The organism is Flavobacterium lipolyticum, assembly GCF_020905335.1.
Taxonomy (GTDB): domain Bacteria; phylum Bacteroidota; class Bacteroidia; order Flavobacteriales; family Flavobacteriaceae; genus Flavobacterium; species Flavobacterium lipolyticum.
The window spans coordinates 646,410-661,666 of record NZ_JAJJMN010000002.1; the positions used below are offsets into that span (position 1 = coordinate 646,410).

Genomic DNA, 15,257 nt, shown 5'->3' on the forward strand with positions numbered 1-15,257 from the left:
ATCATTAATAACATTTTAATCTAACTTGAACATCTCCTTTTCTTGCTAATTGATCCAATTCATGCGTTTTAAATATTCTAAATCCAAAAGGTTCATTTTTGAAACTATTATTTGGAAAAGCTTCGCGTAATTGTTTATCAATAGATTCTTCTATTTTCTTCATTCCTGCAATATCAGCAGCATTTCTAGTTCTATTAGTAAAAGCAGGATCATTTGCTAAATAATCGCTATTAATAAAAGCATCAACATCAAAATTATTAGGGTTAAGAGGTTTAGAAAGACTTGGATCGTGAGCTTTACTTATCCCACTCGCAACGCTACCTCTATAACCAATTGATGCATTTGGGTCAATTGCTTGTATTTGAGGTAAATGTGATTGCAAAATTGAGTTTACTTGCCCTTGTATAGCTTCTAAGCCGCCAGTAAGACCGAAGAGATCAATCCACCAATTACTATTATGAGTGTAAGCATAAAAATTAGGGTTATTTCCATTCAATCTAATTGGATCCTGTGATAAATAAAGTCCTGCCTCAGGATTATAATACCTAAACCTATTATAATAAAGTCCTGTCTCTATATCCTCATACTGCCCCAACTGCCTAAAAGGGACAAAATCTCGATCACCTTTTAGATTACGTAAATCTCCGTAAATATCATAATCCGTTTCCCAGACTAATTCGCCAGTGTCATTATAAGCTTGTACGGGTCTGCCAATATAATCATTGATAATAGAAAACTTTTCATCTCCAACAATCTTAGCGCTTGGAACAAACGAACCTCCTTCATACACCCAAGTTATGAGATTCTCGATAGGTTCCGGTTTATCATAGACTAAGTCATCCTCAGTGGCTATTAATTTAGGACGATCTTTTAAATCGTATTTCCATTCATGAATAAGAACGTTTCCATCCCAAACATAACGATTTATTCTTTGGTTTGCAATTTTTGCGGTACGTCTGCCCAGGGCATCGTACTCAAAATGTACCGTTTTTCCATCCGGGTTGGTGATGCTCTCGAGCATACCATTCGCCAGCCAGCTATAGGTGGTATCTCCGTCCTGCCACTGCTCGTGTTCTTGCTGTAATCTGCTTTCTTCGGTTTTGTTGCCTGCCAGTTTATCGATCCAGTTGGTGGGTTCTTCGAATTTTAGTACTTCGTTGATGTTTCTGGTACTTTTGTGTATCAGATTACCCAGTTCGTCGTATTTGTAATGATACTTTTCGTCCTGTAACAGTTTACCACCTTTACCATACTTCCGATCGCTACGATCGGGAGTTTTATAAAGATTTCCTACTGCATCCGGGGTTTTGTAAAGCTGTTCTTTACCATTATAATCTGCCTTTGCCAGATTACCAAAGTCGTCATAATCAAAGTAGGTGATATTGGAAGTCATTTGGTTTACCGCACTGCGCAGTTGCTGGTTGGTATCCCAGTTGTAAAAGCGTGATCCGCTGCGTTTGCCATTGGCAAATACTTCCCGTTCTTTTTGTTTTCCGCTGTTGTTGTAGCTGGTTTTAATGTGGAGTCCGTCGGTGGTGAAGCGTTCTATTTCTCTTCCTAGTTCGTCGCGTTTCAGAGTGGTTTCCCACTTCTGGTGCTGTTCTTTGAGTTCGTTGCTTTGTACCTCTATACGTTCCAACTGTCCTTTTGAGTCGTAATGCGTATTGATCTCTGCTCCTAATGAACTATTTATACCTATACGTTGTCCCAGTTTGTTGTAAATGGAAGTAAGGGTAATGGCATTATCATTTTTGTCGAGCTGCTGTTTTTGGGTTTCTTTTACGATACGCCCCATTTCATCACGCTCCAGAAGAATGCTTACGTTTTGGTTCACGGCTTCTGTTAAAAGTCCGTTTTTATTGTAGCTGTAGGTTTCCCAGGTACCGTCATGATAGTCGGCTCTAGTGATGCGTCCCAGTGCATCCTGCTCGTATTCAGTAAATTTTCCGTTGCCATGATCGATTCTGGTGACTTCACCTGCAAGATTACGCTGGTATTTTTTTACCATACCATCAAAAGCAGTTTCTTTGATTATTTGTCCGGCTTTGTTGCGGGCAAAATAGTAAACTTCGTTGTCTTCGTTTTTAATGGCTTGCAACTGTTCCATCTTGTCGTAATCAAAACGCACTTTTACGCCATTTTGCTCGCGTGTGGCAAGGCTTCCCAGTGGGGTATAACTAAACTTAATACTATTTTTATTGTCTTTTAGCGCTATGACTTCGTCATAATTGTTATAGGTAAACTGTATGACATTGCTGTCTTTCTCTACAATTTGTCTTACGCGATCCAATGCGTCGTAACTAAAATAATCGGCCATCTGCATTGGGGTGTAGATCGCTTGTACGCGTCCGCGATGGTCGTACTCCCATGATTTTAATTTTTGGTTGTTCTCTCGCCACTCTATAAGATTGTATTGATCGTCATAAATCAGTTCGAGTTTATTGTTGTTTTTGGCCACTGTCGCTAGTAGTCCATTATCGTGATAACTAAAGTGGGTAGTGGTTTTATCGGGAGCAATAATCGTTTTAAGCTGATCTTCTCTGTCTTCTTTGTACAGATAAACGGTTTTATTCCCTTCGGGATCTATGGCTATCGACGGGCGGTTTTCCTCATCATAAATCATGATTTCTTCGGTACCATCCGGGTAAACGGTACCGGTTTTGTTTCCTCTGTCATCATAATTAAAGCCCAGGATGCGTCCTTCGGGATCAATCTCACGATAGAGTTCCATAAACTCGGTATAATCGTAAAAGGTACTGTTGCCCATGGCGTCTTTTACTTGTGTAATCAGCTGACTTGGCTCGTAATAATAAGTGGTTACAGCTAGATTAGAGTCTGTTATCAGATTGTAACCTTCCTCAGGATGGTATTCCATCCAGCCTTCCTGCCAACCGCCATCACCCCAGGTGTGTATACAGCGGTTTTGAGTGTCATATTCCCAATAAAAAGCTTGTCCGTTACGATCCGTTTTTTTGACGATTAAATGATTTTCATATTCAATGGCTGTCGGTTTTTGCAATGCATCAATAATTGCACTTATGTTACCTTCGGGATCGTACTCATACGCCACTAAAAGTTCGTCCTGTTCCGGTCCGACAAGTTCCAGCTTTTGAATGAATCCGTCCTTAGTGCTTACTTTGATTTCTCTGCCGGCAGCATCGATGATTTTTTTCAGACGGTTGGCTACAAATTCGAAAACGATGTTAAGTCCGCTAACATTACTAATTTTAGTAAGTTGGTATTTTTTACCGTCAAACAGGGTAAAATCGTAAAAAAGCTTGCTTTGATGATCGTAAGCCTGATAGCCGTCCTGAGTTCTTTTCAGAGTTGTTTTTTCTTCACGGAGGTAAAATTCTTCTTCAGGCAGCAATATTGGAAAAGCAACAAGTCGCCCGTCGTCCATGCGAAGTCCTAAGGCATTGTCTTCGGTATATAATTCTACAGCTCTGTCGTAGACACTATGCATTCCATAACCAAGCCAGCCCACATAATCAGAATCGGAGTACCAGCTTCGTTTCCAGTTTAAAGGAATCGGACTGGTCAAATCAAAATCACTACCTTCATAAATGACCGCGCCATTGATCACGTTTACGGGATCATTAGCACACTTTCGGAGTCCATCTTTGAGTCCTTTAGGAGTTTTCGCCCCTTTAAGGTTAATTTTTTTAACAAGTCCTCTGACTTTTTTCATCAGAGTACTAAAACCAATACTAGCTAATAAGCCTGTAAGGACTCCTCCCCAATCGGGAGGATAGGGTCCACCAACCATTACGGGTTTTCCGGTAGGGATAGGCAATGAAAATGAGGTTGGGGCAAAAAGGGTTGGGGCAAACGGTAACATTTTCTTGCCTATTTTGGTTTTCCCTAAAGACATCGATAGGGGGATGCCGATATCATTACAGGTCATTAGCATATGTCCTTTGGGACTCATCCTCGTACCGTCTGAAAAAACGGTTTTTGAGGCGAAAAAATTCATACTTTCATGGCCTATGATAGGTGTCATAAGCCAGGGCGGTGTAAAAAGAGGAATGTGCATCAGTGGTATTATAATACCGCTGGTGTCCGAGTTTCCACGTTTAAAACCATTTACATGCACCGTGGCACCTAAAAACGGAATATAATCAAAAGGATCGATGACAATACCTATATAAGGATGAAAAGGGTTAAAAGGGGGTAGGGTAGTAAAATGGATGTCTATCCCCACTACAATGGTTAAATGGTTATCGGTTAATAGCATGTTTAGTAGGTGTCGCTTAATTATTGGGTGCTTCTATTATATTGGGGGGCTATTTATTTGCTATCCAATGTCATCACTTAAAGAATGATATGTCCATAGCTTTTTGTAAATACATTATGTTTACTTTATTTCTTGTAGGAAGAAGAAGAAAATCGAAATACAGTTATGAACGAAAATACAACAGTATTTTGGATACACAAACTAATTTGTAAGATTTATTATAAAGAAAAGACTCTAATTTGTTAGTTTAAGAAATTAGAAAAAAAACATAAAAAAAAATCCCACTTCGTAAGAAATGGGATTTTTTTTCTGACTTTGGTTAGACAAATTAAAAATCATTCTACTTGCTCCAATCTTTTTTTATTCTAATTTCTTTATTTGCATAAGATGAAAAATTACTTTTATTTTAAGCAATGAAATTTTGTTTTATGATACTCAGAAAGTTCAGATTTATCGATAGCAATTATACCAATAGCCACCTATGAGAGGAATATTTTTTACAGTTTGTAGTTTTATACTATTTTTTAGTTGTCAAAATAATAGTAAGCCGGCGCAGAAGAATTCTGTTATGAAAGCAGAAAGTAAACCTAAAAATAAACTTCATGGAAATGACAACAAAGTTTATAACCTTACATTAGTCAAGTCTTTGCCAAAATACCCTGGCGGCATAGAGAAATTTCATGTTTTCCTAACAAAAAATTATGTCGTACCGAAAGAAGTGGCTGAAGATGAGCAACCTTCTGGCGCAGTTTTCGCTACTATTATCATAGAAAAGGACGGAACCGTGTCTGATATAGAAATTCTTCGTGATTTTGGTTATGGTTCGGGAAAAGAATTAGAAAGAGTTTTAAGATTATGTCCAAACTGGATTCCGGCGACTATAGACGGAGAACCAGTGAGGTGTTTGTACAGTATTCCATACTATGTTCAATAATCAATTATTATATATAATGAAAAACTATATTTATATCATTTTGTCTTTTGGAACATTTCTTTGCTATAGTCAGGAACCTCCCGCCATTTTTAAATTAAAATACAGTTTATTAAATACTGATTCAAATCACTTACTAAGTGAATTCAGAATAGATTCCCCTTCGTTAGAGTATTATAAAAAATCAAAAAACGCCTATTTGACAGAAAGCAATTGGGACAATTACAATGATCGAATTAGGATTGATAATGAGTTTGCTTATTTTTATATGGGGAACCCTTTTCCTAGAGAAAATGACATAACTATTTTGAATATTTTTAGAAAGGATGATATTAAAATGAGCATCTTCATAAAGATTAATTTTGATTTAGATTTTGGAGAACCCTTGTATTTAAAGGGATTAAGATTTATGGAGCGATTCTTCTTTATTGATTTATCACAATTAAAAAAGAAAGGAAATAATCTATATACTACGGGTTATAATACTAAAGAAATCAAACTGGACCGTATTGAGGTTTATAAAATTAGTTCCAGAAAATTAGACCAAAAAATTAAATAAATCCGCTGTTCGAAGCGTTCACAGCACACACTATACAAATGTCAGTTTCTAAAAATAGAAAACACCTTCTTTTTAAAATTCTCAAAAGCATAAAAAAATCCCACTTCGTAAGAAATGGGATTTTTGTGACCTCGACTGGATTCAAACCAGTAACCTTCTGAGCCGTAATCAGATGCGCTATTCAGTTGCGCCACGAGGCCTTTTTGTTTTTTCAATTGAACTACTTTTTAGCAGCTTTGTTGATTGCTTATTGCCGGTGCAAAGCTAAGCATATGTCTATTTCTTCAATAAGGAATTAAAGAGAAAAAAAAAGACAAAAGATATTTTATCCTTTGCCTATATTAGTGACCTCGACTGGATTCAAACCAGTAACCTTCTGAGCCGTAATCAGATGCGCTATTCAGTTGCGCCACGAGGCCTTTTTGTTTTTCAATTCGGCTATTTTTCAGTAGCTTTGTTGATTGCTTATTGCGGGTGCAAAGATAGGCATAAATGTGAGATATGCAAGTATGAAATAACATAAAAATGAAAAAAAATGCAGATTGAAAAATATATACGTGATATTCAAGGATTTCCGAAAAAAGAAATTTTGTTCAAAGACATCACACCACTGCTCAATGACCCTATTGCGAGAAAAGAAACCGTTTTTATTTTGGCTGAATCTCTAAAAGGGCTCAAAATCGATAAAGTGGTGGGAGCCGAAAGCCGGGGCTTTTTCTTTGGGATATTACTAGCTCAGGAATTGAATGCAGGCTTTGTTCCGGTAAGGAAGCCAAATAAGCTGCCTTACGACACGATTTCGGCTTCGTATGAACTCGAATACGGCACAGACAGTTTAGAGATGCACACAGACGCCATAAAGAAAGGAGACAGGGTTTTGATTCACGATGATGTTTTGGCCACAGGAGGAACTGCAAAAGCCGTTTGTGAATTGGTAGAACAACTAGGAGGAGAGATCGTACAATGCAATTTCCTAATGGAGCTAAGTTTTTTGAACGGAAGAGAGAAAATTAGCAACTATCCTGTATTTGCTGCGATCACCTATTAAGTAGATTTTAGAATGAAGATTAACGATTTTTGATATCATACTTACTTGGCGGTACGGCTGTTGGTTTTGTATCGTCCTTGGTATCTGAAATCAAAAATCGTTAATCAAAAATCTTATATCCTCTCTCAAACTAGTGAAATTGTCTAAAGAGTAAAATTTAAAAACAGATAAAAAAAATCCCAATTCTAAATTATATTCAGAATTGGGATTTATAGTATATAGGAATTATTCTTTATCTCAAGGTTGCTCCAAGTTCAGTTTCGAAAGTCTGCTGTAATTTCGACATGATTTTGTCAATTTGAACGTCCGTAAGCGTTTTAGTGTTGTCCTGAATGGTAAAACTCAAAGCGTACGATTTTTTGCCTTCCGGAAGTTTATTTCCTTCATAAACATCAAACAGGTTAATATCTTTTAAAAGAGACTTCTCTGCTTGTCTCGCAAGGTTGAAAATACTTTCGTAAGTGGTACTTTTATCAATCAGTAAAGCCAAATCTCTTCGAACTTCAGGATATTTTGGAATTTCAGTATACTTAATCTTTCCGGTAATGATTTTTAGAATCAAATCCCAGTTGAAATCAGCAAAGTAAACATCTTGTTTGATTCCGAAATGTTTCAATATTGGCTTTTTAACAATACCTATCTCTACTAAAGTCTCGCTGTTGTAGCAAATTGCTGTTCCTTCTGCGAAAACATCCGATTGTACCGGAGCATTGGTAATTTTATCAATTCCTAAACGTGATAATACGCCTCTTACATATCCTTTTAGTAAGAAGAAATCCGTTGCTTTTTGGGGATTGGTCCAGCTTTCTTTGTTTCTGTTTCCTGAAATTAACAAAGTAAGATGTTTGTGCTCCTCATATCCGTTAAGATATTTATGATACGTTTTACCAAATTCAAATAGTTTTAAATCCGAGTTCTTTCTGTTGATGTTATACGAAATAGCTTCTAAACCTGAAAACAGCAAAGACTGACGCATCGTCGATAAATCACTGCTTAAAGGGTTCAGAATCGTAACATTGTGCTCCTCTTTTAAAGCAGAAGATAATTTTGCGTATGTAGCTGTGGTTAATGAATTGGCCATCATTTCGTGAAACCCTTGAGAGTTCAGCTGAGAAGCAATTACATTTTGAACCTTATAATCTTCTGTTCTTGGAGAATTAGCAACTGTCGCATTGAATTTTTTAGAAAAATTAATGTTATTGTATCCGTAAACTCTCAGAATTTCTTCGATCACATCAATTTCACGCTGTACATCTACACGGTAAGCAGGGATCGTTAAACCTAAACCTGAATCTGAAACGCTGTTTACTTTTATATCTAAAGAAACCAGAATTTTTTTGATGGTATCTTTTGGAATTTCTTGCCCAATAATTTTCGAAACGTGGCTGAAATTCAATAAAACTGAAAAATCTTCTACTTTTTTAGGGTAAACTTCTATGACATCAGAAGTGATTTTTCCTCCGGCTACTTCCTGAATTAAAAGTGCTGCACGTTTTAAGGCATATTCTGTAATGGTTGGGTCAATTCCTCTTTCAAATCTAAAAGAAGCATCCGTATTTAGTCCGTGTCTTTTAGCGGTTTTACGCACGCTAACAGCATCGAAATAAGCACTTTCTAAGAATATAGCGGTAGTTCCTTCTGAAACTCCGGATTTTTTACCTCCAAAAACACCCGCAATACAAAGTGGCCCTTTTTCGTCACAAATCATTAAATCTTCTTTGTGCAAGGTTCTTTCTACATCGTCTAAAGTCACAAATTTAGTGCCCTCAGGAAGTGTTTTTACAATTACTTTTCCATTGATTTTCGCCGCATCAAAAGCGTGTAATGGCTGTCCTAATTCGTGTAAAACATAATTAGTAACATCGACAATATTATTTTTAGGAGTCAGTCCGATTGCTTTAAGACGATCTTGTAACCAGGCTGGAGATTCTTTAACCGTAATTCCGGAGATAGTTACTCCGCAATATCTCGGTGCCAAAAGAGGCTCTTCAACCGTAACGTCAATTTTTAAAGTACGCATGTCTACTCTGAAATTGCTCACTGATGGTGTAATTAATTCGATATTTACACCACGCTGCAGCATTCCGGCTCTTAAATCACGGGCAGTACCCAGGTGACTCATAGCATCTGCACGATTTGGAGTCAATCCAATTTCGAAAACTTCATCGTTGACAACTTTAAAAACTTCCGCAGCAGGAGTTCCCGGAACTAATCCTTCAGCTAAAACCACAATTCCGTCATGACTTGTTCCCAGACCTAATTCATCTTCGGCACAAATCATTCCGTGACTTTCTACTCCACGAATCTTTCCTTTTTTAATGGTGAATTCAGCACCTTCTTTATCGTATAGAACGGTTCCAATTGTAGCAACAGGTACTTTTTGTCCCGCAGCCACATTAGCAGCTCCGCAAACAATTTGAATAGGAGCTTCTAAACCAATATTTACAGTGGTAACTTTTAATCTGTCGGCATCAGGATGTTTTTCGCAGGTCAATACATGCCCCACAACAACACCTTGTAAACCGCCTTTGATCGACTGGTATTTTTCGACAACTTCTACTTCAAGCCCTAAATCCGTTAGTAGCTCTGAAGTTTGATCAGACGGCCAGTCCGTTTTAATAAATTGTTTTAACCAATTGTAAGATATTTTCATTTTGCTTTTTTATTCTTGTATGAGGTTACAAATATAAGAATTGCACATTGTAGTAAGAAACAATTTATTTGCTTTTTTCGGACTATTCTTTCAGAGAGAAATTTTAGAATATCTAAGTCTCTTTTTAACACCGAGAAACATAATTTTACATCTTTAAATAAGGCGTTTCACTTGGAGCAAATCGCATAGCATATGGGAGAGAATTGTATTTCTTTTATATGTTCTTTCAGTAAATAGAAACTATTTTTTTATGTATTAATTTCTTTTAAAAAGACTTACTGCGTTAAATATCAGATATTTATATCGTTTGATTAAATTAACTCTTCAATGTGTTTTTTAATGTTTTCGGAGATCTTTTTTGTTGGCAGATCGTTTTCATCGTCGCCAAACGGGTCTTCGATTTCTTCGGCAATAAGTTCTAAACTTGCCAGTACATAAAAGATGAAAACCACAACCGGAGCTACATAATAGCCTAAACTTACCGAATAGCCAAAAGGAAGTGTCATGGTGTAGAAGAAGATAAACTTCTTGATAAAAGCGCTGTAAGAGTAGGGAATAGGGGTGTTTTTGATTCGCTCGCAGGCACCGCAAATGTCTGTAAATGATTGCAACTCTTCGTTTAAAATAATAAGCTGTTCTCCGCTGATTTTTTTATCTTCATACAGATCGTTTATTTTTTGAAAAATTATTCTTTTAACCTGATTTGGTTTGTGTTTGTGGTGATCAATTTCTAAATCTACATCTTCAAAAAGCTGCTTTCCGGTATCGGAATCATGCAAGTGTTTATGCAATACGGAAGCATAGGCAGGAATAAACTTTCTAAAGAATTTTTTATCATTTTCTTCTTTCAGCATGACTGAAAGTTTAATGGCCAGATTTCGGCTATTGTTAACAAGACCTCCCCAAAGTTTTCGACCTTCCCACCAACGATCGTAGGCCGTATTGGTTCTAAAAACCAATAACAATGAGATTACAAAACCCAACATCCCGTGCATGATCGGGATGTTGTGGATATAGTCGTTTTTGCCAATTTTAAAATACGAGACTTCCAAATACCCTACAATCGAAGAATAAATTCCGATCGCAATCATAACCGGAAGTAGTTTTCTAACGGTATCCGATTTATGAAAATGAAAAATAAAAGTGAACCAATCTTTGGTGTTGTATGAGATCATTTGGACTTGTTTTGAAACAAATTTACTTTAAAAATTGATATTCCCGGCCAATTCTTTCAACGCAATCTCAGATAATTTTGCCTGAAATTGTGCATTGCTGTAGCGTACTTTAGCATTTACATAATTTAATTGAGCCGTTCTGAAATCAAGCGTTGTAATAGTTCCAATTCTGAATTTATCTAAAGTAATATCTAAATTTTGTTTGGCAATCGTTACGTTGTCTTCTTCCAATCCAATCAATTCTAAATTGGTTAAATACGTTTGAAAAGCGGTACTTAACTGAGTATCGAGGATCATGTTTTGCTGTTCAATCGCAATTTGTGAGTTTTCGATCTGTAGTTTTACTACCTTTTCATTTCGGTGTTGATTGAACCCGTCAAAAAGGTTTAAAGTGGCATTAAAACCATAGTTAAAACCTTTAGAAGAGTTCTGACTTGTAAATCCAAGACTGGACTGACTTTCGTTAAAGTTGTATCCTGAAGTCAGATTTACCACCGGATAACGGTCTGCTTTTACTTGTTTAAGCTGAAGTTCCGCAATACGTTTGTTGATAATCTGAGATTCTAAAGCCGGATTTTGCTTGTGAGCCAATTCTATTAAATCAACTAAAACGAGTTTATTATCTACAGCAACTACATTGGTTACGGTAAAATTTATTTTAGGGTCACGTGCCAAGTATTGGTTGAGTAAGATTTTAGCATTGGCATAGGATTCTTTTTGTCTCAATAAAGCAACCTGATCGGAATTTAAATCAACCTGCGCATTTAAAACTTCCAGTTTTGATGCTTTTCCAATGCTGAAACGGTTTTGAGCCAGCGTTAATCTTTGTTTCGAAATTACAATTGTGGTGTCTAATGCAGACAGTTGCTGCTGTTGTTGTACCAAATCAAAGTAAGCGCTGTTGACCTGTCCGATTTTGACCAATATCACTCTTTTCATTTCAGAATCACCCAGTTTTTGCAATTCTTTAAGCTGATCCAGTTTGGCAAACATTTTCATTCCGTCAAAAACGGTCCATCCCAAACTAACACCGTAGGCTAAACTGTTATTTTTGGCATTTCGTAAAGAGGTTGTAGTTCCGTCCTGACGTGTTTGCGAGGAATTGGTAACACTGTTATTATCGGTTACCGAAGCCGTGGCCCTTGGCAGCATTCCCGCATTTCCAACTGTTACATTGGTTTCGTTTATTTTAAGGCTGTTTTTGGCAATCTTAATTTCGAAATTATTCTCTAAGGCGATCTTCATGGCGTCTTCAATGGTTAAGACTTCCTGCGCACTGCTTTTTGTTGTACAGAACAACAATAAAACGAGACTTGTTACTATTATTTTAGCTTTCATGTGATGAAGGATTAGCTGCGATTCGACTTTTTCAGAAGAGATTCGCAGCTTCTATATGGTTTCAGATTTTATATCAATTATTTCGTGTTTCTTTCATATTCATCAATATGATCAAATTCAGGATAATGTTTTCTCGCTTTGGACCACATTAAATAAATAGCAGGAATCACAAATAGGGTTAGAGCCAACGAAAAGATGGTACCTCCAACAATTACAACTCCCATACCAATTCTACTCGTAGAGGCAGCACCAAGTGACATTGCAATTGGCAAAGCTCCTAAAGCAATCGCCAAACTTGTCATTAAAATTGGACGCAAACGTGCTTCTGAGGCTTCTAAAATAGCTTCCAGTTTTGGTTTTCCTTGTTCGCGAAGCTGATTAGCAAATTCTACAATCAAAATACCATTCTTCGTCACCAATCCGATAAGCATTACCGTTCCAATCTGGCTAAAGATATTCCAGGTTTGATTGAAGAGCCATAATGAGAATAACGCTCCGGCAACTGCCATTGGTACGGTTAAGATGATGATAAGCGGATCGATAAAACTCTCAAACTGTGCAGCAAGAATTAAAAAGATCAGCAATAAGGCTAATCCGAAGGCGAAAGAAGTGTTTGAACTACTCTCAACAAAGTCTCTCGACTCTCCACTTAAATCAGTGGTGAAAGTATCGTTAAGTACTTTTGCTTTGATTCTGTCCATTTCCTGAATACCGTCGCTGATACTTTTTCCCGGTGCTAAACCTGCAGAAACAGTTGCCGACATATAACGGTTGTTGTGGTACAATTGAGGAGGATTACTTTGTTCTTCAATTTTAACCACGTTGTCCATCTGGATCAATTCTCCGCTTTTATTTTTTACAAACATAGAAGTCAGATCCAGCGGTTTCGAACGGTCTTTTTGATCAAACTGACCAATTACCTGGTATTGTTTTCCGTTTTTAATGAAATATCCAAAACGCTGTCCACTTAAAGAAAGCTGTAACGTTTGTGCAATGTCAAGAATCGAAATTCCTAAACTCTCTGCTTTTTCACGATCAATACTTACGTTGATTTCGGGTTTGTTGAATTTTAAATTCACATCGGTAACCGAGAAAACGTCACTTTTACCCACTTCTTCCATAAAAACCGGGATTTTTTCTCTCAGTTTCTCAAAATTCGGAGCCTGAATGATATACTGAATCGGTAATCCTCCACGACGGTTTACGGCAATGGTTGGCTGTTGAATAACGGATGTTTTAGCATCCGGATATCGTTTGGTCATTTTGGTCAATTGATCCGCAATATCCTTCTGAGATCTTTTTCTCTGATCCGGTTCAACTAATGAAAGTCGGATAAAACCGGAGTTAGTAGCCGAAGCTCCAAAACCCGGTGCAGTGATAACCAGACTCACTTTTTTCTCCGGAATAGAATCGTCTACCAATTTGGAGATTTCCTGCATAAAACGATCGGTGTATTCGTAAGAGGATCCCTCAGGCGTAGTCATACGCATGGTCACAGAACTACGATCGTCATAAGGCGCAGTTTCTTTTGGCAGTATGGTAAAAAACAAATAGATCAATCCAAAACAAGCAATCAGAATAGGGAAACTAAGCCATTTTTTTGCGATAAAACGATTCAAAGAGTCAGCATAACCGCTGTTTAGTTTCTCAAAGAAAGGCTCGGTTTTGACGTAGAATTTAGATTTTTTCTGTTCTCCGCCTTTCATCAAATAGGCATTAAGCATTGGTGTTAAAGTCAGCGATACAAAAGCCGAGATTAAAACGGCAGCTCCAATGACGACCCCAAATTCCCTAAAGAGTCGGCCAACAAATCCTTCTAAAAATATGACCGGTAAAAATACAGCTGCAAGGGTTACCGAAATCGAGATTACGGCATAGAATATTTCATTAGATCCTTTAATCGCGGCTTCAATTGGCGACATGCCTTCTTCAACTTTCTTGAAGATATTCTCGGTCACAACAATACCGTCGTCAACCACCAGACCGGTGGCTAAAACAATCGCAAGCAGAGTCAATACGTTGATCGAAAATCCGAAAAGCCACATGATAAAAAATGTCGCGATCAAGGAAACAGGAATATCAATTAATGGTCTGAATGCAATAGCCCAGTCTCTGAAAAACAAGTAAATAATAATGATTACCAGAATAATGGATATCCCTAAAGTTTCGGCAACTTCAAGTACTGATTTTTTCACAAAGATCGTATTGTCCAGTGCAATATTCAGTTTGATATCTTTTGGAAGATCCTTTTTTAAGGCTTCGTACTTTTTGTAAAATTCAGATGAAATGTCCAGATAGTTGGCTCCTGGCATTGGTACTATAGCAAGACCAATCATAGGTAAACCGGATTGACTCAATTTTGTTTCGATGTTTTCAGGACCTAATTCGGCTCCTCCAATATCGCTTAAACGAACAATCTTATCTCCGTTAGTACGAATGATAATGTTGTTGAATTCTTCCGGTTTTGAAAGATTACCAACCGTTTTTACGGTTAATTCGGTATTGTTTCCTGTTAGTTTTCCCGAAGGCAATTCAACGTTTTGGGAGTTTAAAGCATTGCGAACATCGGATACGGTACATTTATAAGCGGTAAGTTTTACAGGGTCAATCCACAAACGCATAGCGTAGCGTTTTTGCCCCCAGATTTGAACACCACTGACTCCGGGAATAGTTTCCAAACGTTGTGAAATCACATTTTCGGCATAATCACTCAGTTCCAGAGAACTTCTGGTGTCACTTTGCACGGTCATCGAAATAATAGCGTCACTGTCGGCATCTGCTTTGGAGACTACCGGTGGGGCGTCAATATCCTGCGGCAAACTTCTGATGGCTTGAGAAACTTTATCACGAACGTCGTTTGCTGCTTCTTCCAGATTTTTATCCAGATTAAATTCAATGGTGATGTTGCTGCTTCCCTGATTACTGGAAGAAGTTATGTTTCGAATCCCATCAATTGCGTTAACCGCTTTTTCAAGAGGCTCTGTGATCTGAGATTCTATAATGTCGGAATTGGCTCCGGTATAGTTGGTTCGGATAGAAACCTGCGCAGGGTCGATCGAAGGAAATTCCCTAACACCTAAAAAGGTATAACCAATGAAACCGAACAGAATAATTAAAAGATTCAGTACGATGGTTAAAACAGGTCTTTTTATACTGGTTGTTGATAAACTCATACTGTTATTTATGATTTTAGAGTTTAGATTTTAGATTTTTTTTTTGAATAACGGACAAAAGAGTATGGAATATAGAAAATAGATTGGAGCGTATTAAGTATCCCGTTAGACGTCATACATTTTACAACTCACATTTTACATTT

Annotated in this window: 8 protein-coding genes and 2 tRNA genes; 3 read left to right on the plus strand and 7 right to left on the minus strand. The window is 37.3% G+C overall.

Translation table 11 applies throughout. The features are described from left to right. Positions 1 to 4: 4 nt before the first annotated feature. Positions 5 to 4,237, minus strand: coding sequence for a DUF6531 domain-containing protein (locus LNQ34_RS19335; RefSeq protein ID WP_230000924.1), 4,233 nt, complete (start codon positions 4,235 to 4,237; stop codon positions 5 to 7). Between the two features lie 568 nt (positions 4,238 to 4,805). On the opposite strand from LNQ34_RS19335, the gene LNQ34_RS19340 reads away from it, so the two are divergent. Further along, entirely contained in the window at positions 4,806 to 5,171 is a 366-nt protein-coding gene (locus LNQ34_RS19340; protein WP_202704406.1) for an energy transducer TonB, read from the plus strand. Positions 5,172 to 5,187: 16 nt separating this feature from the next. After that, on the plus strand, positions 5,188 to 5,727 hold the full coding sequence (locus LNQ34_RS19345) for a hypothetical protein (RefSeq protein ID WP_230000925.1): 540 nt from the start codon (positions 5,188 to 5,190) through the stop codon (positions 5,725 to 5,727). 126 nt (positions 5,728 to 5,853) lie between these two features. Here the strand turns inward: LNQ34_RS19345 and LNQ34_RS19350 are convergent. Both LNQ34_RS19350 and LNQ34_RS19355 read right to left on the minus strand, forming a co-directional pair. Continuing rightward, positions 5,854 to 5,927 (minus strand) — tRNA-Arg (locus tag LNQ34_RS19350). 145 nt (positions 5,928 to 6,072) lie between these two features. After that, positions 6,073 to 6,146, minus strand: a tRNA-Arg gene (locus LNQ34_RS19355). Positions 6,147 to 6,262: 116 nt separating this feature from the next. On the opposite strand from LNQ34_RS19355, the gene LNQ34_RS19360 reads away from it, so the two are divergent. Then, positions 6,263 to 6,775, plus strand: coding sequence for an adenine phosphoribosyltransferase (locus LNQ34_RS19360; protein WP_202703370.1), 513 nt, complete (start codon positions 6,263 to 6,265; stop codon positions 6,773 to 6,775). Between the two features lie 232 nt (positions 6,776 to 7,007). Here the strand turns inward: LNQ34_RS19360 and pheT are convergent, their stop codons facing one another. The 4 genes from pheT to LNQ34_RS19380 all read right to left on the minus strand — a co-directional run bounded on the left by pheT (position 7,008) and on the right by LNQ34_RS19380 (position 15,114). Then, positions 7,008 to 9,428: a phenylalanine--tRNA ligase subunit beta gene (pheT, locus tag LNQ34_RS19365; RefSeq protein ID WP_230000926.1), complete on the minus strand. Its 2,421-nt coding sequence runs from the start codon at positions 9,426 to 9,428 to the stop codon at positions 7,008 to 7,010. Positions 9,429 to 9,739: 311 nt separating this feature from the next. Then, positions 9,740 to 10,603 (minus strand): bestrophin family protein, encoded by an 864-nt coding sequence (locus LNQ34_RS19370; RefSeq protein ID WP_230000927.1) that lies wholly within the window; start codon positions 10,601 to 10,603, stop codon positions 9,740 to 9,742. Between the two features lie 27 nt (positions 10,604 to 10,630). Then, positions 10,631 to 11,941 carry a TolC family protein gene (locus LNQ34_RS19375; protein ID WP_230000928.1) on the minus strand — a complete coding sequence of 437 codons (1,311 nt, stop codon included), beginning with the start codon at positions 11,939 to 11,941 and terminating at the stop codon, positions 10,631 to 10,633. Between the two features lie 77 nt (positions 11,942 to 12,018). Further along, complete coding sequence (locus LNQ34_RS19380) at positions 12,019 to 15,114, minus strand: efflux RND transporter permease subunit (protein ID WP_230000929.1); 3,096 nt, start codon at positions 15,112 to 15,114, stop codon at positions 12,019 to 12,021. Between the last annotated feature and the right edge of the window lie 143 nt (positions 15,115 to 15,257).